The organism is Roseburia zhanii (assembly GCF_014287635.1).
In the GTDB taxonomy this organism is placed as follows: domain Bacteria; phylum Bacillota; class Clostridia; order Lachnospirales; family Lachnospiraceae; genus Roseburia_B; species Roseburia_B zhanii.
The window spans coordinates 37202-57846 of the sequence record NZ_JACOPH010000001.1; the positions used below are offsets into that span (position 1 = coordinate 37202).

The following is a 20645-nucleotide window of genomic DNA, read 5'->3' on the forward strand; positions in this document are numbered from 1 at the left end:
AGATGGAAAGAAAAGAGATTGCCATACTTATGGCAGCAGGACTCGGAAGCAGAATGCGGCCGATTACAGAAACGATACCAAAGCCGTTAGTTCCGGCAGCGGGGACACCGTTTATAGAAACCGTGATCGCTGCACTTTTATACCGCAGAGTAGATAGGATCTATATTGTGGTAGGATATTTAAAAGAGCAGTTTTCTTATCTGACAGAAAAATACCAAAATGTTGTCTTAGTTGAGAATACAGAATATTTAGAGAAAAATAATATTTCTTCCCTTTATGCCGTCAGAGATCTCTTAGGCAGCAGTGATTGTTTTATTTGTGAAGCGGATCTGTATTTGCCGAAAAAAGAAGTGTTAGACCGCAAATTAGATACTTCCTGTTATTTTGCTAAGATGATTAAGGGAAGATCGGATGACTGGGTATTTGATATGGCGAAAGATCGAATGACAGGTATCCATAAATATGGAACAGATGCTTATAATATGGCAGGTATTTCTTATTGGAAAAAAGAAGATGCTAAAGTCATTAAAGATGCGATCCTTGCTGCTTATAAACAAAAAGGGCATGAACAGTTATATTGGGATGAGATCACAGACCGCTGTTTAAAAGATATTTATGTGACAGTCGCAGAAGTCTTACCGGAAGAAATTGTGGAAGTGGATACTGTAGAAGAATTAGAAGCATTAGAAGGGAGGCTTGCACAATGCAGGTAAAGACATTTGTTGAAGAATTGAAGGCGGCAGACATTTCAACACTGATCGGGGTACCGGATTCTACGTTAAAACCATTTTGTGATTATCTGCAGACGAATGAGGGTGCACAGGTATTTAAACATTATGTACCGGTCAATGAGGGTGCGGCAGTAGGCATGGCGATCGGAAGTTATCTGGCAACACAAAAGGCAGCCTGTGTCTATATGCAGAACAGTGGCATCGGTAATATGGTAAATCCGGTTACTTCGCTGGCAAATGAAAAAGTATATGGTATCCCGATACTCTTTCTGATCGGTTTTCGTGGCGAACCCGGAAAAAAAGATGAACCACAGCATCGGTTCATGGGAGAGATCACAGAAAGCATGTTAGAAGTTTTAGATATTCCCCATGCGGTGATAGGTGCTGATACCACAAAACAGGATTTAACAGAGATACTTACGTCTGCCAGACAGACATTTGAGGAGAACCGGCAGTTTGCGGTCGTGATCAAAAAGGATTTTTTTGACGGAGAAATTTTTTTGCATGATACGGACAATGGCAATACACTGATACGTGAAGATGCGGTCAAAGAAATTATCACATCGATCAATGAGGAAGATATTGTTGTTTCAACCACAGGAAAGATATCAAGGGAAGTTTATGAACAGAGTGATGCGATCAAGGGAAGTCACAGACAGGACTTTTTAACCGTAGGTGGAATGGGACACGCATCGATGATTGCACTTTCTTTGGCAACGGAGAAACCAGATAAGCGTGTATACTGTTTAGACGGTGACGGTGCAGTATTGATGCATATGGGAGCACTTGCATTCATTGCAAATCGTGCACCGAAAAATCTGGTGCATATCTGTCTGAACAATGACGCACATGAATCTGTCGGTGGGATGCCGACTGGTTGTGTCGGTACACATTATGCAGAGATTGCGAAGGCGTGTGGTTATGAACAGTGTTATACAGTGACAGACAGCAAGGGATTATCAGAGGTATTAGAAACTGTATCCCAAAATCAAAAGTTGACATTTATAGAGGTTAAAGTTGCAGTTGGTTCAAGAGCTGACTTAGGCAGACCAAAAGAGAGTGCCAAAGAAAATAAGCAGAATTTTATGGCATATCACAATACAGATGCATAGCTATGCCACGCTGTCTAATTTAAGGGAAGCTGTGACAGGAGTGTCTGCAGTTGTTTTTTCATAGGAAAAGTTCTGATTGACCTTTTTCCAGCCATTGTAGGAGATTTCTTTGCGTTCTGCCTCATGTGAGAGATAATATTCTATTTTTTGAAGAAAGTCATCTTCTGATTCATACATGACAAAATCTTCATCAGGTATGAAAAACTCTGCCAGCTCCGGTTGATAGTTTGTCAGCGGGAATCCGTTGGTACCAAGGATGTCTAAGCATCTAAGCGGGATACCGCTTGTGATGGAACGGAGAGAGATATTTAAGTTGATCTTAGAAAGATGAAATACACAAGGCATTTCATTTGTATAAGAGATCACGCCATGGCAGTTACAATTTTGTAACAGTTTCGGATCAGATGCAGTAAATATATCTGGTATCGGTAATCTGCAGTTCAAACTCTAAATCGTGGTCTTAATTTTTTAAAGGCATGGAGAAACGCATACATTGATGCCCTAAAGCAGCAAATGAGTCATCAATGTCAGCGGCGGAATTTTCATTCCAGAAATAATATAAAATATGCATAAGTTTACCTTTTGTATCTTTTATTTAAGGGTATTATAATACATTTGTATGTGAATGAAAAGAAACAGAATTAAGGAAAGCGTACGCTTGTCCGATATAAATTATAATGACAAAGAAAGGAAGGTCATGAAGACCAGGTAGAAATCATGGAGGATAACAGAAAAGAACAGTTAGAGGCACTAGAGATTTTAAAAGAATTTAATGTACGTCTTTTAAAAAATATGAATATCATTATCAAGGAATTATCAGGAGAACGGTTAGATGATACGGATGTTTTCTTAAAAGGGATCATTGATGGAATTAACTGGGAAGTGCAGGTGGTAAACGGGACACTGTCACTTTTGAATGAAGGAAAAGAGCGTATTCATAAAGAGGTATTTAACCGTAAGATCTTAGCACTGACAGATGCAGCTTCCGCAAAGGACGATAAAAAGATCGCTGAGGCGATCAAAGAGCTGATCGTGGAGTTTGAGGCTTTAGGAGAGGCAGTAGAGGAAGTGAGTGGGGAATGAATCAGGCAGTCCTGATTGGTTCAGGCGGCTGCATGAGAGAGTTGGTCTGGCAGATACAGGAACTAAATAAACTGACACCGACATGGGAAATCCTCGGATATATAGATGAAAAACTACCGGAAAATGGCAGAGGCGTTGTCGTAGGAAAAGAAATGATAACTTATCTTGGAAATGATGATTATCTGCTGGGTAAAACCGAAGATACAAATGTATTTATCTGTGTAGGACCACCACTATTAAGAAAGAAGATTGCCGACAGACTGATGCAGAATCCGAATCTGCATTTTCCGAATCTGATTCTTTCTAATACGAGGATCTGCGAAGATGTGCAAATGGGAAAAGGGTGCATGATCAGTATGGATGCAGCCATTTCGACAAATGTAACGCTTGGGGATTTTGTATTTTTAAATCTAAGGAGTTCGATTTCACATGATGGCAGGATCGGTGATTTTGTGACATTAAGCCCAGATGTAACCCTTGCCGGAAATGTAACCGTAGGAAATTTTTGTGAACTAGGTTTAGGTACAAAGATCATACAGGGAATCTGGATTGGTGGACATACAGTAACAGGAGCCGGAAGTGTAGTTGTACAGGATATTGCAGGAAATTGTACGATCATGGGCGTACCGGCAAAAGAGAGGGACAGACGATGAGTATTATGATCATAGCGGAGGCAGGTGTCAATCATAATGGCAGTCTGGTGCTTGCAAAGCAGATGGTGGATGCTGCAAAAGAGGCAGGTGCAGATTATGTTAAATTCCAGACATTTGTGCCAGCCGCATTGGTTTCACGTTATGCAAAAAAAGCAGATTATCAGAAAACAGCAGAAAAACAGGAAGAATCCCAGTTACAGATGCTTACAAAATTAGCCTTGGAAGAATCTGAATTTGTAGAACTAAAACAGTATTGCAAAAAGTGTGGGATTGGTTTTTTATCTACACCATTTGATCTGCATAGTATAGACTTTTTGGATGAATTAGGTGTGGATTTCTGGAAGATACCATCTGGTGAAGTGACAAACTATCCGTATCTTGCAAAAATAGGAAAGACCAAAAAGAAGATCGTCATGTCTACTGGAATGTGCGAAATGTCGGAGATACAGGATGCAATAGAAGTTTTAGAAGAAAACGGAGCCGACGATATTACCATTCTGCATTGTAATACGGAATACCCAACACCGTTTGAAGATGTCAATCTCTCTGCTATGGCACAGATGAAAAATGAATTAAAAAAACCGGTGGGTTATTCAGACCATACCAAAGGTATCGAAGTACCGATCGCAGCAGTAGCACTTGGTGCAGTTGTGATCGAGAAACATTTTACCCTAGACCGGGGTATGGACGGACCGGATCATGCCGCAAGCTTAGAACCACAGGAATTAAAGCAGATGATACGTGCGATCCGCAATGTGGAAAAAAGTCTTGGTGATGGTAGAAAGAAATGTACCGTTTCAGAAGAAAAGAATTGCATTGCAGCAAGAAAGAGCATTGTTGCACGATGCCCGATTAAAAAAGGGGAAGTTTTTACAGAAGAAAATTTAACAGTCAAACGTCCGGGAAATGGGATTTCCCCAATGAAATGGACGGAACTCTTAAATACGAAAGCAGCACGAGATTATGATACGGATGAACTGATATGAAGAAAATTGCAATCGTAACTGCCACGCGGGCAGAATATGGAATTTTAAAACCATTGATCTGCCGGTTGGAACAGGAAAAAGAATTTGAAGTACAATTGTATGTTACCGGCACACATCTGTCTAAGCGGTATGGGAATACAAAACAGGAGATCGAGGCAGATGGAATCAGAATTTATAAAGAGATTCCGATTCTTGAAGAGGGGAATATGCCTTATGCAATTTCTGCAACCATGGCAAATGCACTCAGGAGATTTGCAAAAGCTTTTATGGAAGATCTGCCGGATCTTCTGGTTGTACTTGGTGACAGAACAGAAATCTTAGGTATTTGCTGTGCAGCAATGAACGAGAATATTCCAATCGCACATCTGCATGGCGGCGAGTTGACGGAAGGTGCTGTGGATGATTGTGTACGACATGCTATTACAAAGATGAGTTATCTGCATTTTCCGGCGGCAGAAGTATACCGAAAGCGGATCATTCAGATGGGAGAAGATCCGAAACGTGTAATCAATGCAGGGGCTCTCGGAGTGGAAAATATTCTGCATGTACCATTATATGACAGACGGACAGTGGAGAAAGAACTGGGAATAGCAAAGGATCAAGCATATGTGATCGTTACTTTTCATCCGGTTACATTAGAAAGACAACAGGCAGGAGAACAGACGAGGGAACTGCTTGCGGCCATAGAAGAAGAAAGCCAGTATCATTATCTTATTACAAAGCCGAATGCTGATGCAGGAGCAGGTGAAATCAACCGGATGCTGGAAATCTTTGCAAAGGAACATAAACATGTGCAGATCACAGCGTCATTAGGGATGCTTCGGTATCTGAGTGCAGTACGTTACAGTGCATTTGTGCTTGGAAATTCATCAAGTGGTATTATCGAGGCACCTGCACTTGGGGTGCCGACAGTGAATATTGGAAACCGGCAAATGGGTAGATTGATGGCAGATACAATCATAAATTGTGGGAATGAGAAAGATGAGATTGTACAGGCAATGAAAAAGGCAGCAGCAACAGAGCATAAGAAGTCTGCCTTATATGGAGATGGCCACACTTCTGAAATCATTACAGAAACAATTAAGAAATTGTTTTCAGAAGAAAAGATTGATCTGAAAAAACATTTTTATACGATATAAAAAGGAGCAGCGATTGAGATGAAGCATATTGCGATCATTCCGGCAAGAAGCGGTTCAAGAGGGTTAAAAGATAAAAATATCAAACTCTTAAAAGGAAAGCCATTGATGGCATATACGATTGAAGCGGCAGTACAGTCAAAGCTGTTTGACTGTGTGCATGTATCGACAGACAGCAGTCTGTATGCGGATATTGCAAGAAAATGTGGAGCAGATGTCCCGTTTTTACGTGAGGAAGAATTAGCACAGGATACAAGCAGTACATGGGATACCTTAAGATCAGTCATAAAAAAGTATCAGGCATATGGCAGAGAGTTTGATTTAGTGACACTTTTACAGCCGACTTCACCGTTACGTGATGCAGCCGATATCTGTCAGGCATATGCGATATTTTGTAAAAAAAAAGCTGATGCAGTGATCAGTGTCTGTCCGTTAGAACATTCCATACAGATATGCAATAAATTAGGTGAAGATCATTCAATGTATCAGTTCCTTGACAGCAATCTGGTAGGTGCAAGGCAGGCAGCAGAAACATTTTACCGTATTAACGGAGCAATTTATATACAAAAGACAAAGATGCTTATGGCACATGAAAATCTTTATAATGAAAAGTCATATGCTTATATCATGGACAAACAACATTCTATAGACATTGATGATGCCTTTGATTTTCAGATGGCAGAGATGGTGCTTGGCAACTATATATCATAAAGAAAACGAACAGCCTATCATGGAAGATAGTGGATCAACAAGGAGGTTACCGTATGAAAACAGAACAGTTGGAACGATTTCTGATATCCCCGGACAATACTGTTGTTGAAGCAATGCAGAAAATAGACAGTAATGCAAGGGGAATTTTGTTTGTTGTTGGTGCGAACCGGAAATTGTCCGGTGTGGTGACAGACGGAGATATCCGCAGATGGCTGATTCGGACAGGAGAATTATCCGGGGTAGTGGAACAGGTGATGAACCATGATCCTAAGACCATTGGCCGCAAGGATATCGAAGCAGCTAAAAAATATATGGAAAAGCAGGATATTACGGCACTTCCAGTTGTTACTTTAAAAGGAATCATATCGGATATTGTTTTTAGAGAAAAAAAAGAAAGTGATGTGCCAAAGCATCGAAAAAGTTTAAATGAAGTTCCGGTAGTAATTATGGCTGGTGGAAAAGGAACAAGGCTTTATCCCTATACAAAGATTCTTCCAAAACCACTGATCCCGATCGGAGATATTCCGATCATGGAGAGGATCATTGATAAGTTCAAGGATTTTGGTGTGCAGCAGTTTTATGCAACAGTAAATTATCGGAAAAGTATGATCAAATCATATTTTTCCGAAATTTCGACAGATTACAGGATATGTTATGTGGAGGAAGATAAGCCGCTTGGTACAGCAGGGAGTCTTAGACTGATAACAGAACCGTTTACAAAACCGTTTATCGTTACGAACTGTGATATTTTGATCCATGCAGATTATGAAGATATTTACAGACATCATAAAGAGTCAGAAAATGCATTGACGATTGTTACGGCAATGAAAAATATGGTGGTACCCTATGGGGTGATCCATGCGAGTGAAAATGGTATGGTCGAATCCATGGAAGAAAAGCCGAGGCTTTCCTATTTTGTCAATACAGGGATGTATGTTTTAGATCCGGAACTGATACAGGAGATACCAGAGGACACATTTTTCCATATGACGGATTTGGCAGATCTTTTATTAAAAAAACACAAAAAAGTAGGAATGTATCCGATCAGTGAAGATTCATTTCTTGATATGGGTGAATTTGAGGAAATGCATCGTATGGAAGAAAAGTTAAATCTCAAATCTGAATAACAGAAGATATAAGGAGCGTACAGAAATGAAAAAAGTATTAGTGACAGGTGCAGATGGATTTATCGGGAGCCATCTGACAGAAAATCTTTTGAAAAAAGGATATGATGTTAAAGCATTTGTATATTACAATTCATTCAATAACTGGGGATGGTTAGATACATTTCCCAAAGAAAAATTAGATCAGATCGAAATATTTGCAGGAGATATCCGCGATCCGAATGGCGTTCGTGAAGCTATGAAAGGGGTAGATGAAGTATTTCATTTAGCAGCGCTGATCGCAATACCATTCAGTTATCATTCACCGGACTCATATGTTGATACCAATATCAAGGGAACTTTAAATGTTTTGCAGGCGGCTAGAGAGTTAGATACGAGCCGGATACTGGTAACATCAACATCAGAAGTATATGGAACAGCACAGTATGTACCGATCGATGAAAAACATCCGTTTCAAGGACAATCTCCTTATTCTGCAACGAAGATCGGAGCGGACAGATTAGCGGAAAGTTTTTACCGCAGTTTCAATCTGCCGGTATCGATCGTCAGACCGTTTAATACATTTGGACCAAGACAGTCTGCAAGAGCTGTGATCCCTACAATCATTTCACAGTTATTAGCAGGAAAAGATAAGATTGAATTAGGTGCGCTGACACCAACAAGAGATTTTAATTATGTAAAAGATACAGCAGCAGGATTTATTGCGATCGCAGAATCGGATAAAACGATCGGTGAGGAGATCAATATTGCGACACAAAGAGAAATCTCCATTGGAGATCTGGCGAAAGAGATCATAGCACAGATCAATTCTGATGCAGAAATCGTCTGTGATGAAAAGCGGCTGCGGCCTGAGAAAAGTGAAGTCAACCGTTTATTAGGGGACAATACAAAGATCAAAGCATTGACGAACTGGAAACAGCAGTATACGTTTGAAGAAGGTATTGCAGAAACGATCGCATGGATCAGGGAACATATGCAGGCATATAAAACGGATATCTATAATGTGTAATTTTAAAGATAAATGTGCTGAAATATGATGTATATATCAGAATGTATGATATATGATCTGGCAGCAGGATGATAGAAAAGAGGGATCACTGGTATGGAGAAGTATATACCATTATCCATTCCGAATTTTGAAGGGAATGAAAAAAAATATGTAGACGATGCCTTACAGTTAGGCTGGGTATCTACCGGAGGAGCTTATATTACAAAGTTAGAAGAAATGATGGCAGAGTATCTTCATATACCACAGGTGGTAGCATGTCAAAGTGGAACATCTGCCCTTCATTTAGCACTGCTTGGATGTGGTGTAGAACCCGGTGATATGGTGATTGTGCCAACACTTACATTTATTGCAGCTGTAAATCCGGTCAGATATCAGTTTGCAGAGCCGGTATTTATGGATTGTGATGACAGTTTATGTATGGACCCACAGAAACTGCGGCAGTTTTGCGAAAAAGAGTGTGTAAGATCTGATGGATACCTGATCCATAAAGCATCCGGAAAAAAGGTAAAAGCTGTGATTGTCGTACATGTATTTGGAAATCTTGCTGATATGGATGCAATCATGGAGATCGCAAAAGAGTATCAGCTAAAGGTGATCGAAGATGCAACAGAAGCATTGGGTTCCTATTTTGAAAGTGGAAAATATCAGGGTAGATTTGCAGGAACGATCGGCGATTTTGGAGCATATTCTTTCAATGGAAATAAGATCATTACAACCGGCGGCGGGGGTGCACTTACTGGTAGAAAAAAAGAAGAAGTTGCACATTTGAAATACTTATCGACACAGGCAAAAGATGATCCACACTATTATATCCATAATGAAATCGGATATAATTACCGGATGACAAATCTGCAGGCAGCTTTAGGTGTGGCGCAGATGGAAGAATTAGAGGAATTTATCCGGCGTAAAAGAGAAAATTATCTGTTGTATCAGAAGTTATTTACAGAGTATACTGCCGGAAAACTTCTGCCATTTCGGGAGCATACGCGTACGAACCACTGGTTCTATGCACTTGAAATTTTAAAAGACCAGAAAAATCTGAATTTAAGAGATGTGATCATGGAATTAGATAAACTGGGGATTCAGACTAGACCGATCTGGGGACTGGTCCATGAACAAAAACCATATCAGGAATATATTGCTTATCAGATCGAAAAAGCATCTTATTACAGCAGGTGTGTCTTAAATTTCCCATGTAGTACACAGATCACGAAGGATGAGATCAGATACGTGGCAGAAAAGATCATAGAAGTGACAGAGGCGGTATAACCATGACAAAACTCCTGTTTTTCAAATGGCATTCCTTTATGAACGAAGGAATCGAACGTGGATTACAAACATTAGATATTCCATATGATACATATTTTTATCAGTTTACAGATTGGGAATGTGACGATCTGTTTATGCAGCAATTCCGTAAGGTCATACAGACAGGGAACTATCAGAAAGTGCTGTCTGTGAATTTTTCTCCGTTGATCTCAGACATTTGTGAAGAATATAGTATTCCCTATGTGTCATGGATCTATGATGCACCGGTACATATAGAGAATTTAGAACCGATGAAAAATTCCTGTAATACATTGTATTTTTTTGACCGCACAGAGGCTTATTCCTATCAGAAAATGGGAATTTTAGCAAAACATCTTCCGTTAGCCGCAGATGTGGCATTGTTTCAGGAGAAGATCAAGGCAGCAAAAAAACGGGAACACTACCAGATCTCTATGGTAGGAAATCTTTATCAGACAGAATATGCATACTTTATGAGTCCGTTAGATGGGTATTTAAAGGGATATTTTGAGGGAATTATAAATTCACAGTTGAAAATTTATGGAGGATATCTGATATCAGAATTGCTGACAGATGAATTGCTTTTTCGTATGAGTGAAGTGTATCAAAAAGTGTCAGAGGATGGTTTTACGATGGGCAGGCGGGAATTGGAATTTCTGCTTGCACAGGAAGTCACCAGACGGGAGCGGTATCTGGCATTGTCTGTTTTATCAGAACATTATCCAGTGGATGTGTATTCCGGTAAGGAAGATAAGAGTTTAAAGAGAGTACATTTTCATGGATATGCAGATTATGAAACGCAGGTGCCTGTAATCTTTGCAGCTAGTGACATTAACCTGAATATTTCATTAAAATATATCCAGACAGGAATACCGCTCCGTGCGATCGAAGTCATGGCATCGGGTGGATTTCTTTTGAGTAATTATCAGATGGAACTTGGGGAATATTTTGAAATAGGACAAGAATGTGAAGTATATGAGAGTTTGGAAGATCTATATGCAAAAACAGAGTTTTATCTAAGAAACGAAGAACTACGCAGAAGTATTGCACATCGCGGAACAGAGCGTATCAAGCGTGATTTTAATTTTGAGGTACGGCTCAGGGAACTGCTTTCTTAAGTTTTTGGTAAAGGATGAACAGGCTATGTATGAAGAAATCAGCAAATATATAGAACAGGCATGTTATGAAGAAGCAGAGGCATGTATTCATGCGGAAACAGAAAAAACAGGTTATACAGATATTTTAGCAATTTTAGAAGCAGAGATCTGTTATCAGAAACAGGAATATCAAAAGATGTTTTCCTGTATACAAAGAGGACTTATATATAATTGCAGGAACTATGAATTGTACTTTATGCTTGGACAGTATTATCTTAAGCATAATCCTAAACAGGCATATCTTTGTTTTGAACAGGCAGCATATTATTGTGATGACGTGCAGGATCAGTCAGTGATCGAAGATGCAAAAGAAGCACTTGCGATACAGGGATATCGTGTGCCAGAAGTTTCTGTCATTATTCCGTCCTATCGGGCAAAAACAGAATTATCTTTATGTTTAGATAGTCTGCGTGAAACAATAGATGTAACCTCTAATGAAATTATTGTCATAGATAATGCATCAGATGATGAAGTAACGGAATACTTAAAGAGGCAGAACGATATCAGGCTGTATTGTAGTGATACGAATTTAGGATTTCCGGCAGCCTGTAATCTGGGAATAATAATGGCAAAACCAGACCATGATATCCTGCTGTTACACAATGATACGATGGTATCTGTAAATGCGGTTTTCTGGCTTCGGATGGGACTGTATGAGAGTGAAGAAATAGGAGCAGCCGGAAGTGTCAGTAATTCCATATCCAATCATCAGCAGGTAAAACAGGAGTTTGAGAAAGGCTCTGACTATATGCTCTTTGCAGAGGAAAATAATATTCCGATGGAACATCCATATGAAGATAAACTGCGTCTGATAGGATTTTCGATGATACTGAAAAGAAGCGTATTAAACCGTATCGGATTATTAGATGAAAGATTTTCACCTGCATATTTTGAAGATGATGATCTTTCCTACAGAATCATTCAGGCAGGCTATAAATTGCTGTTATGTAAAAATTCCTTTGTCTATCATTTCAGTAAAGGCAGTTTCCGAAAGAATCTGCGGTCGTATTTTGATCTGGTTGATAAAAATGCAGCAAAATTTAAAGAAAAATGGGGATTTGACTGTCAGTATTACAGATATGAACGTTATGAGATCGTAAAGCTGCTTGAGGAAACAAAACCAAATGGAGCCTTCCGGGTATTAGAGATCGGTTGTGGCATGGGTGCAACGTTAGGCTGTATTCAAGGATTGTATCAAGAGGCAGAGGTTTATGGAATTGAAATTGCAGAAACTATTATGCCTATTGCAAAAAAATATCTGCCAACGATCATCCATGGTAACATTGAACAGATCACAATGCCTTATGAAGAAGGATTTTTTGATTATATCATTTGTGCAGATGTGTTAGAACATTTACATGATCCTGCACAGATACTTAAGATGCTGCATAGGTATCTGAAAAAAGACGGACGGCTGATAGCAAGTATACCGAATCTGATGCACGCACCGGTGATCGTGGAGTTGTTAAAAGGTAATTTCACATATGAGGAATCAGGGATTTTAGACCGGACACATATCCACTTTTTTACATGGAATGAAATAAAAGCGATGTTTTTGGATTGTGGATATCAGATAGAGATTACCGATCACACAGAGCATATGCCGAAAATGTCAGAAGAAGATCAAGGTATCTATGATGCACTGTTACAGATTCCGGGTGTTGCTGCAAAGAGAGAGTTTGAAGTATATCAGTATCTGCTTGTGGCTAAAAAGTGCTGAAAGGAAAGAATATGAATTTATCAGTCTGTATCATCACAAAAAATGAAAAAGAAAATTTAGAAAAATGCCTGCAGGCATTAGCTGGTTATGATCTTGAAATTGTAGTAGCCGATACCGGTTCTACGGATGGAACATTAGAGATGATTAGAAACTATACAGGTTCCGTCTATGAGTTTCCTTGGTGTGATGACTTTGCAAAAGCCAAAAACTATGTAGTATCAAAAGCAGTCAATGACAGGATACTTGTATTAGACAGTGATGAATATATACAGAAGATGGATATTAAACAGATCCAGAACTGCTTTGACAAATTCCCAGAAGGCTTAGGACGGATTCGTAGAAAGAATTATTTTTATCAAAAAAATGAAATACAGGAAGAAGTAGAATACATCAGCCGTTTGTTTGACAGAAGATACTATCAGTATGAGGGAAAGATACACGAACAGCTTGTAAGAAAAGATGGCGGTGCCATTAAAACTTATACGGCTCCGGTACAGATTGATCACAGTGGGTATTTACTGACTAAAGAAGAAAAAGCAAAAAAAGCAGAACGTAATATCAGCCTGTTAAAGCAGACGTTAGAAGAAAATGGAGAAGATCCTTATATCTTGTATCAGCTTGGAAAAAGCTACTACATGGCAGAAGATTATAAAATGGCGAGTGATTATTTTTCCAAAGCCCTCTGGCATGATCTTGATCCGAAGTTAGAATATGTGATTACAATGGTAGAAACGTATGGCTATGCACTGTTAAATTCCGGTCAAAAGAAGCAGGCATTGGGGCTTACCGGCCTTGAAGAAGAATTTGGTGGGACATCTGATTTTCAATTTCTGCTCGGACTTGTCTATATGAATAATGAGTATTTTGAACAGGCTGTCAATTCATTTTTAAAGGCGGTTTCTTTACATAACGGACGGGTGGTCGGAGTAGATTCTTATCTTGCTTATTATAATATTGGTGTGATTTATGAATGTCTGTCACGGATGAATCGTGCAACGGAATTTTATGTACAGGCAGGGGGATATCTTCCGGCAGTCAAACGTTTAGGACTTTACTATGAAGCAAAGAACAGCACACAGGCATATCTGTTTTACAGGCAGCAGGCTTATAAAAGTGACGGAAAGGCAAAAGAGGAATTAGAGGCTCTTGCAGAAAGCGTAAAAGAAAAAATGTCTGTTGTGGTAAATAAAACAGCGATCGTCATTTTATCTTATAATACGTTAAATGAAACAAGAAATTGTATTGAAAGTATCCGCAGGCATTGTGATAGTGGGACATATGAACTGATCGTGATCGATAATGCGTCAAGTGATGGCAGCGTAGAATGGTTAAAGAACCAAAAGGATATTAAGTTGTGCTGTAATAAAGAGAACGTGGGATTTCCAAAAGGATGCAATCAGGGAATCGCGATGGCAGAAGCAGACAGTAATATCTGGCTGTTAAACAGTGATACATTAGTTCCACCGGACGCATTGTTCTGGCTACAGATGGGATTGTATGAAAGTTCGGATATTGGAGCAGCAGGAAGTGTGACAAATTTTGCACCAAATTATCAGAATATTGATGATACGACAGTGACAGATCAGAATTATTTAAGCTATGCTATGCGGCATAAGATTTCCGTAAGCAATCCTTATGAAAAGAAGATCTGGCTGGTTGGTTTTTCAGTACTGCTTAAAAGGAAGGCATTAGAGCAGGTAGGACTTTTAGATGAAAGATTTTCACCCGGAAATTATGAAGATACAGATCTTGGAATGCGTTTGGCGAATGCCGGCTGGCAGCAGCTTTTGTGCAGGAATAGTTTTATCTTTCATTATGGCAGTAAAAGCTTTGGAAAGAGAAAACCGGAATTTTCAAAGCTGTTAGAAACAAATCAGAAAAAATTTATAGAAAAATGGAATATGCATCCATCAAGATTTTCCTACATAAAAGTCTGGGAGGCAGAGCAGGTCAAAAGACCGGAAGAAGAAACGTTTCGCCTGCTAGATATTGGCTGTGGAACTGGTGCAACTTTGGCAAGGATCATAAACAGGTATCCGGATGCAAAAGTGACCGGGGTTGAAAAACAGGAGAAAGCTGCCGGACTGGCAGCTAAGATTGCAGATGTATTGCAGTCAGATATTTGTGACATGAAGGAAGATGCCTATACAGACTGTTTTGATCAGATCTTAACGGGTGGGATCTGGGAACATATCCCAAAAGAGCAGGTATCTGCTGTATTTCGTAAGCTGCGCAGATGGGCAGGGAAAGATTGCATGATAACCGGTAGTATTTATAACCGTGAACATCCATGGTGTCATTTGCTGCCAAAGGAGTATAAGAATCAGGATATCGGCATCGCAGATGCAGATCATGTTACAGGTTACACAGCAGAAGAATGGATTGACCTGTTAAATGCAGCCGGTATAAGGGTGGAGGAGTTTTCCTTTGCGAAAGAAAGCAGGGCAGAAGGTGTGACAGAGCCATATCAGTATTTTTGGAGAGGGAGATTTGCTCAGAGAGGTTCTCTCTCATAAGATCAGAAATGAAATATGGTCTGAAAATGACATCGGAAATGCGAAGGAGGATTGATGGGATGTGTACTTTGAGTGATGCAATATTAGAACAGGGATTAGAACAAGGACTAGAGCGAGGAATTGCAACTGTTATACTGCGTATGCTGCAAAATGGGAAAGCACCCGAGGAAATTGCTGAACTAACAGGCTATGATATAGCATATATCAGGCAGATCCATCATCAAAATACTATAGAAGCAAAATAAATGTGGAGAACACCATGAAAGAAAACATTTTATTTATACAAGGCATCTACGATACGATCGATCTGTTTATCGCAGATCTGTCTGCAGCATTTGAAGAATTAGGTGATGCTGTCTATATTCTTGATGTGCGGGAAAAAGATACCTTTTTGCAGAAACTTTGGAACTTATTGGAAGAACCGGGCATTGATGCAGTTGTGACATTTAACAATATCGGCTATAATCTGTCTTTTTCAGAAGGAAAAAATATATGGGAAGAAAAGAATATCCCATACTATAATATTTTGATGGATCATCCCTTTCATTATGACCAACCACTCCGTCATGCACCGAAAACATCGAGGATATTCTGTACAGACCGTAACCATGTGACTTATCTGAAACGTTTTTATCCGGAACTTGCCCATGTAGATTTCCTGCCACATGCAGGTATGGAAGCAGATATTTCCCGGCCATCAGAAGCGGGAACATGCTATCTTAGTTATGGAAAAGAAGTATCACACCCATGCATAAAAGAACGGCAGATCGATGTCTTGTATGCGGGCAGTCTTTCAAAATATGTGGCAGAAGGGTTAGTGCCGGATTTAGGAGAAATTCAGGAATATGATGCGTTTGCATTAACGCAGGAAGTGTTAAAAAATCTGATACAAAATCCATATCAGACAACAGAAGATGTGGTCGAAACATATTTTCAGTCAATCGGGATACAGTATTCCGACGAAGAATTATGCAGGCAGATCACAAAACTGCGTTTTTTAGATTCATTTGCAACTTCGTATTACAGGGAACAGTCGGTCAGGCTTCTAGTAGAGCACGGCATTAAGGTAGCAGTATTTGGCGGCGGCTGGGATCAGTGTGAGTGGGCAGACAATCCGAATCTTTTATATGGTGGAAAAGTACTTGCACCACAGGTGTTAGAGCTGATGAACCACAGTAAGATTGTGCTAAATACCATGACATGGTATAAAAATGGAATACATGACCGGATCATCAATGGTATGCTGGCAAAATCGGTTGTAGTCACAGATACGTCACAGTATCTGAAAGAAGAACAAAAAAAGATGGCAGATACAGGTTTTGTTACGTTTGAACTTCCGGAAATACAGCATCTGCCGGGGATCGTGGAAGATTTACTGCAACAGGCAGATAAGATGCAGGCGATCGCAGATTGTGGATATCTGTACGCAAAAAACAATCATACGTGGATAAAGCGTGCAGAATATTTAAAAAGAACACGATAAAATAAAAAGCCGTGCAGAAAAATGAAATCTGCACGGCTTTTTTCACACTTTTTTAACAATATCGGTCTAACATCATACCAGAGTAGATAGAAGAATAATATGGAGAAGTAAAATTTCTTCCCGGACGTTTATAGGCAACGATGATCTTATCTACATATTTGATCGGGTTGATTGAGGCGTTATCTGCTTTTGCAAACAGTGAGTTTTTAAACGAATTCAATATAGAAAACGCAGCACTTGGATCTTCGGTATCAAGTGCGTCGGCAAGTAATGTTTTATCGATCGTGATGGAACCGCTTTCATTTACAATCATGCCGATATTTTCAAGGTTATCCTTATAGGAATAGGAAACATTTTTCAGATCACGCAGAAGGCGGTTGCCCTGTGCACTGGACGAATAGTTCTCTCCTGTTTCTATAAAACCATTATAGGCATCGACGAGTTTTTGCAGGTTATCTGCAACAGCATCGATACTGGTCTTAAAACCGATAGCAGACGGATGGTCTGTCCGGCTGATGCCATGTAAGGTCAGTTCAAAAATGTTATTGATCGTAAATGTATTCGAGTAAGAACTGTGTTCTTTACCGTTTAGGATAAATGACGAGTTATGTGCCGGAGCACTGACATGCTCAATGCCTAATACTTCCATTGCTGCAATCGAACCGGAAGAAGCACTTGGTTTGATCTCAAAAAGAGAAGTTTCGTTTTCACTTAAACCCGTCTGTTTTGAAGTCAGCTTTAAGGAACTGCGGTTTTTCTCATCAATCATGACTTCGGCTGTCAGACCGACACCGGATGTATTAAATAAACGGGTGAGCTTATCCTGTATGGAACGGTTGGTATCGTCTGGATTTACCGTAAACTGAAATTCGTAGGAATTTGTCGCTGTCGTCAGATCAAAAGAGTAATCACCCGGCGGTATATCAAGGGAATCACCAAACAAAAAATTACCTAAATTAACCTGCGGTGTGGCGAGCTGTTTTACTTCTATATTAAATTGCTGTGAATTTTCCGAATTATTGTTCGAACCTATGTAAGCAACGGATACAATATCTTCATCAGAAGATACAGCAACCTTTTTCTGGAAAGAACTCTCTAATCCATCTGTATCATCAGAAAGAGAAGAAATCACATTTTTGATCTGGCGGGTATGTTCCTTGATATCGATCAGAAAGCGCGGAACATCCTCAGACTGTTTCAATTTGTAAAGAGGGGCTTCCCGATTGATCTTTAATATACTGTTATAGACATGGCGCAGTTCACTTTTTTTGTGAGTGTCATAGCGCGATGCAGCGAAGCTGCCATAAGTGCTTAGGTAATAATGATAAGCGTTGTCAACGGCTGACATAGAAACCCCTCCTTTCTTCCATGAAATGTGTGCAGAAAATCAACAGTTGAATATCCCGGGATCATCCTCAGATCCTGTGATTGATATTCTGCACTGGGGGTGTGATAAATCCTTTAAGTCCTTTTATAACTATATAAATTATACTATATCCGTGTACATAAGTCACGAAAAAATAATATCTCATAACTAATATCGTAAACTTCCTTAAAATAATGAAGATTAAATTTATAAAAATTTCAAAAAGCATTTTAAATGACCGGATTGCATTAAAAAACTGTTGACGGAGCGAAAAGAGTGTGTTACTATAGAACAGCTTGGAAGTAGGTCTTTTTTTTATGCCTAAAAATAAGGCATCAGAAAAACACACAATGAAATTATGGAGGTGGAAGTTGTGCGCACGAAAATTACATTGGCATGCACAGAATGCAAACAGCGTAATTACAACATGACAAAGGACAAGAAAGCTCATCCGGACAGAATGGAAACGAAAAAGTATTGTAGATTCTGTAGAACACATACTTTACACAAAGAAACCAAATAATCAGGTTGAGCAAAGGAGTTGGATCATGGCAGATAACGCAAAATTAGAAAAAGCTCCTAAAACGAGCTGGTTCGAAGGTTTGAAAGCCGAGTTCGGCAAGATTGTCTGGCCGGCAAAAGAATCACTTGCAAAACAGACTGTAGCTGTAGTCGCTGTATCAGTTGTAGTCGGTTTATTGATTGCAGTGCTGGATACATTTATCCAGTATGGTATTGATTTCCTGGTAAAATTATAATGGAGGCGTTTTATGGCAGAGGCACACTGGTATGTAGTTCATACCTATTCGGGATATGAGAATAAGGTAAAGGCGAACATTGACAAAACGATTGAAAACAGACATTTAGAGGATCAGATTCTTGAAGTAAGAGTCCCGATGCAGGATGTTTTTGAGATGAAGAACGGTGCGAAAAAGCAAGTTTCTAAGAAGATGTTTCCGGGATATGTCCTCATCAATATGGTTATGAATGATGATACATGGTATGTGGTCAGAAACACCCGAGGCGTTACAGGGTTTGTAGGACCGGGATCAAAACCGGTACCACTGACAGACGAAGAAATGATGCCGCTGGGAATCAAAAATGAAAACATTGAGGTCGATTTTGAAGAAGGTGACACAGTTGTAGTTACCGGAGGTGTCTGGAAAGATACCGTTGGCGTGATTCAGGCAATGAATCATAGCAAACAGATCGTAACGATCAATGTAGAATTATTCGGTCGCGAAACACCGGTAGAGATCAGTTTCGCAGAAGTCAAGAAGATGGATTAAGGAGGTTAATTCCAAATGGCAAAGAAAGTTGAAGGATATATTAAATTACAGATTCCTGCTGGAAAGGCAACACCTGCTCCTCCAGTTGGACCAGCATTAGGACAGCATGGCGTAAATATCGTAGAATTTACAAAGCAGTTCAATGCCAGAACAGCAGATCAGGGAGATCTGATTATCCCTGTAGTTATCACAGTTTATGCAGACAGAAGTTTTAGCTTCGTAACAAAGACTCCGCCTGCTCCTGTACTGATCAAGAAAGCCTGCAACATCAAATCTGGTTCTGCAACACCGAACAAGACAAAGGTTGCTACTATTTCCAAAGCAAAGCTTCAGGAGATCGCAGAGTTAAAAATGCCTGACTTAAATGCAGCTTCAGTAGAAGCAGCTATGAGCATGATCGCTGGTACAGCAAGATCTATGGGCGTAACTGTAGAAGAATAATTTGAAAAGAATACTGCGGATACAGCGATTCGCGGTACTTGAAAGAATTTCCCATAAAAGTGGGAGGGAGATACTCCCCCGATAATACCACAGGAGGTTATGAATATGAAACGAGGAAAGAAATATTTAGAAGCTGCAAAAGCTATCGACAAAGCAGCTTTATACGAAAAAGACGAAGCTGTTGCATTAGCAAAAAAAGCAGCAGTTGCAAAATTTGATGAAACAATCGAAGCTCATATCAGAACTGGATGTGACGGACGTCATGCAGAGCAGCAGATCCGTGGAGCAGTTGTTCTGCCACACGGAACAGGAAAAACTGTTCGTGTATTAGTTTTCGCAAAAGGAACTAAAGTTGACGAAGCACAGGCAGCAGGTGCAGATTTCGTTGGTGGTGAAGAACTCATTCCAAAGATCCAGAACGAAGGCTGGCTTGACTTTGATGTAGTAGTAGCTACACCGGATATGATGGGTGTTGTTGGTCGTTTAGGACGTGTACTCGGACCAAAAGGTTTAATGCCAAACCCGAAAGCCGGAACAGTTACTATGGATGTGACAAAAGCTGTAAACGACATCAAAGCTGGTAAGATTGAGTACAGATTAGATAAAAATAACATTATCCATGTGCCAATTGGAAAAGCATCCTTTACAGAAGAACAGTTAGCGAACAACTTCCAGACTCTTATGGATGCAATCAACAAAGCAAAACCAAGCAGCTTAAAAGGACAGTACATCAAGAGCATTACATTAGCTCCTACAATGGGACCTGGTGTAAAAGTAAACGTAGTAAAAGTTGCTCAGTAATTGAATTGTTTATTGACATCTATAATATATCATGCTATAA

22 protein-coding genes are annotated in these 20645 nt (G+C 39.6%); 20 read left to right on the forward strand and 2 right to left on the reverse strand.

Annotated features, from left to right (window positions below; genetic code table 11):
- Positions 1-2: 2 nt before the first annotated feature.
- Together H8S17_RS00195 and aepY are read left to right on the forward strand one after the other, a co-directional pair.
- Positions 3-713 (forward strand): NTP transferase domain-containing protein, encoded by a 711-nt coding sequence (locus tag H8S17_RS00195; protein WP_186865742.1) that lies wholly within the window; start codon positions 3-5, stop codon positions 711-713.
- Positions 704-1843, forward strand: coding sequence for a phosphonopyruvate decarboxylase (aepY, locus tag H8S17_RS00200; protein ID WP_186865743.1), 1140 nt, complete (start codon positions 704-706; stop codon positions 1841-1843). Before H8S17_RS00195 ends, aepY begins: the two co-directional genes overlap by 10 nt.
- On the opposite strand, the gene H8S17_RS00205 is transcribed toward aepY, so the two are convergent.
- Positions 1844-2287 carry a glycosyltransferase family protein gene (locus H8S17_RS00205; protein WP_243237917.1) on the reverse strand — a complete coding sequence of 148 codons (444 nt, stop codon included), beginning with the start codon at positions 2285-2287 and terminating at the stop codon, positions 1844-1846.
- A gap of 273 nt (positions 2288-2560) precedes the next feature.
- On the opposite strand from H8S17_RS00205, the gene H8S17_RS00210 reads away from it, so the two are divergent.
- The 13 genes from H8S17_RS00210 to H8S17_RS00270 all read left to right on the forward strand — a co-directional run bounded on the left by H8S17_RS00210 (position 2561) and on the right by H8S17_RS00270 (position 16708).
- Complete coding sequence (locus H8S17_RS00210) at positions 2561-2926, forward strand: molecular chaperone (RefSeq protein WP_178052523.1); 366 nt, start codon at positions 2561-2563, stop codon at positions 2924-2926.
- Positions 2923-3579, forward strand: coding sequence for an acetyltransferase (locus H8S17_RS00215; RefSeq protein ID WP_186865744.1), 657 nt, complete (start codon positions 2923-2925; stop codon positions 3577-3579). Before H8S17_RS00210 ends, H8S17_RS00215 begins: the two co-directional genes overlap by 4 nt.
- Positions 3576-4565 carry an N-acetylneuraminate synthase gene (gene neuB / locus H8S17_RS00220; RefSeq protein WP_186865745.1) on the forward strand — a complete coding sequence of 330 codons (990 nt, stop codon included), beginning with the start codon at positions 3576-3578 and terminating at the stop codon, positions 4563-4565. Before H8S17_RS00215 ends, neuB begins: the two co-directional genes overlap by 4 nt.
- The gene (gene neuC, locus H8S17_RS00225; RefSeq protein ID WP_186865746.1) at positions 4562-5704 is read left to right on the forward strand and encodes a UDP-N-acetylglucosamine 2-epimerase; all 1143 of its coding nucleotides are present in this window, start codon (positions 4562-4564) and stop codon (positions 5702-5704) included. Before neuB ends, neuC begins: the two co-directional genes overlap by 4 nt.
- Positions 5705-5722: 18 nt before the next feature.
- Positions 5723-6412, forward strand: coding sequence for an acylneuraminate cytidylyltransferase family protein (locus H8S17_RS00230; protein WP_186865747.1), 690 nt, complete (start codon positions 5723-5725; stop codon positions 6410-6412).
- 53 nt (positions 6413-6465) lie between these two features.
- Positions 6466-7539, forward strand: a complete 1074-nt coding sequence (locus H8S17_RS00235) for a nucleotidyltransferase family protein (protein ID WP_186865748.1) — start codon at positions 6466-6468, stop codon at positions 7537-7539.
- Between the two features lie 25 nt (positions 7540-7564).
- Positions 7565-8545, forward strand: a complete 981-nt coding sequence (locus tag H8S17_RS00240) for an NAD-dependent 4,6-dehydratase LegB (RefSeq protein WP_186865749.1) — start codon at positions 7565-7567, stop codon at positions 8543-8545.
- 93 nt (positions 8546-8638) lie between these two features.
- On the forward strand, positions 8639-9814 hold the full coding sequence (locus H8S17_RS00245) for a LegC family aminotransferase (RefSeq protein ID WP_178051410.1): 1176 nt from the start codon (positions 8639-8641) through the stop codon (positions 9812-9814).
- Positions 9815-9816: 2 nt separating this feature from the next.
- The gene (locus H8S17_RS00250; RefSeq protein WP_243237918.1) at positions 9817-10950 is read left to right on the forward strand and encodes a glycosyltransferase family protein; all 1134 of its coding nucleotides are present in this window, start codon (positions 9817-9819) and stop codon (positions 10948-10950) included.
- Positions 10951-10975: 25 nt separating this feature from the next.
- Positions 10976-12709: a methyltransferase domain-containing protein gene (locus tag H8S17_RS00255; protein WP_186865750.1), complete on the forward strand. Its 1734-nt coding sequence runs from the start codon at positions 10976-10978 to the stop codon at positions 12707-12709.
- An 11-nt stretch (positions 12710-12720) separates the two neighbouring features.
- Positions 12721-15225: a glycosyltransferase gene (locus tag H8S17_RS00260; protein ID WP_186865751.1), complete on the forward strand. Its 2505-nt coding sequence runs from the start codon at positions 12721-12723 to the stop codon at positions 15223-15225.
- 59 nt (positions 15226-15284) lie between these two features.
- Positions 15285-15470, forward strand: a complete 186-nt coding sequence (locus H8S17_RS00265; protein WP_186865752.1) for a hypothetical protein — start codon at positions 15285-15287, stop codon at positions 15468-15470.
- Between the two features lie 14 nt (positions 15471-15484).
- Positions 15485-16708, forward strand: coding sequence for a glycosyltransferase family protein (locus H8S17_RS00270; protein WP_186865753.1), 1224 nt, complete (start codon positions 15485-15487; stop codon positions 16706-16708).
- 52 nt (positions 16709-16760) lie between these two features.
- Here the strand turns inward: H8S17_RS00270 and fliD are convergent, their stop codons facing one another.
- A complete protein-coding gene (gene fliD, locus H8S17_RS00275; protein WP_186865754.1) occupies positions 16761-18056 on the reverse strand; it encodes a flagellar filament capping protein FliD in 1296 nt (431 codons plus the stop codon).
- 391 nt (positions 18057-18447) lie between these two features.
- On the opposite strand from fliD, the gene rpmG reads away from it, so the two are divergent.
- From rpmG to rplA, 5 genes are all read left to right on the forward strand, one after another.
- Positions 18448-18597 (forward strand): 50S ribosomal protein L33, encoded by a 150-nt coding sequence (gene rpmG / locus H8S17_RS00280; RefSeq protein WP_147618461.1) that lies wholly within the window; start codon positions 18448-18450, stop codon positions 18595-18597.
- A gap of 25 nt (positions 18598-18622) precedes the next feature.
- Positions 18623-18832: a preprotein translocase subunit SecE gene (gene secE, locus H8S17_RS00285; RefSeq protein WP_178051416.1), complete on the forward strand. Its 210-nt coding sequence runs from the start codon at positions 18623-18625 to the stop codon at positions 18830-18832.
- Positions 18833-18844: 12 nt separating this feature from the next.
- Complete coding sequence (gene nusG, locus H8S17_RS00290) at positions 18845-19363, forward strand: transcription termination/antitermination protein NusG (protein WP_178051417.1); 519 nt, start codon at positions 18845-18847, stop codon at positions 19361-19363.
- 15 nt (positions 19364-19378) lie between these two features.
- On the forward strand, positions 19379-19804 hold the full coding sequence (gene rplK / locus H8S17_RS00295) for a 50S ribosomal protein L11 (protein WP_178051418.1): 426 nt from the start codon (positions 19379-19381) through the stop codon (positions 19802-19804).
- A 105-nt stretch (positions 19805-19909) separates the two neighbouring features.
- Positions 19910-20605, forward strand: a complete 696-nt coding sequence (rplA, locus tag H8S17_RS00300) for a 50S ribosomal protein L1 (protein ID WP_186865755.1) — start codon at positions 19910-19912, stop codon at positions 20603-20605.
- Positions 20606-20645: the final 40 nt, after the last annotated feature.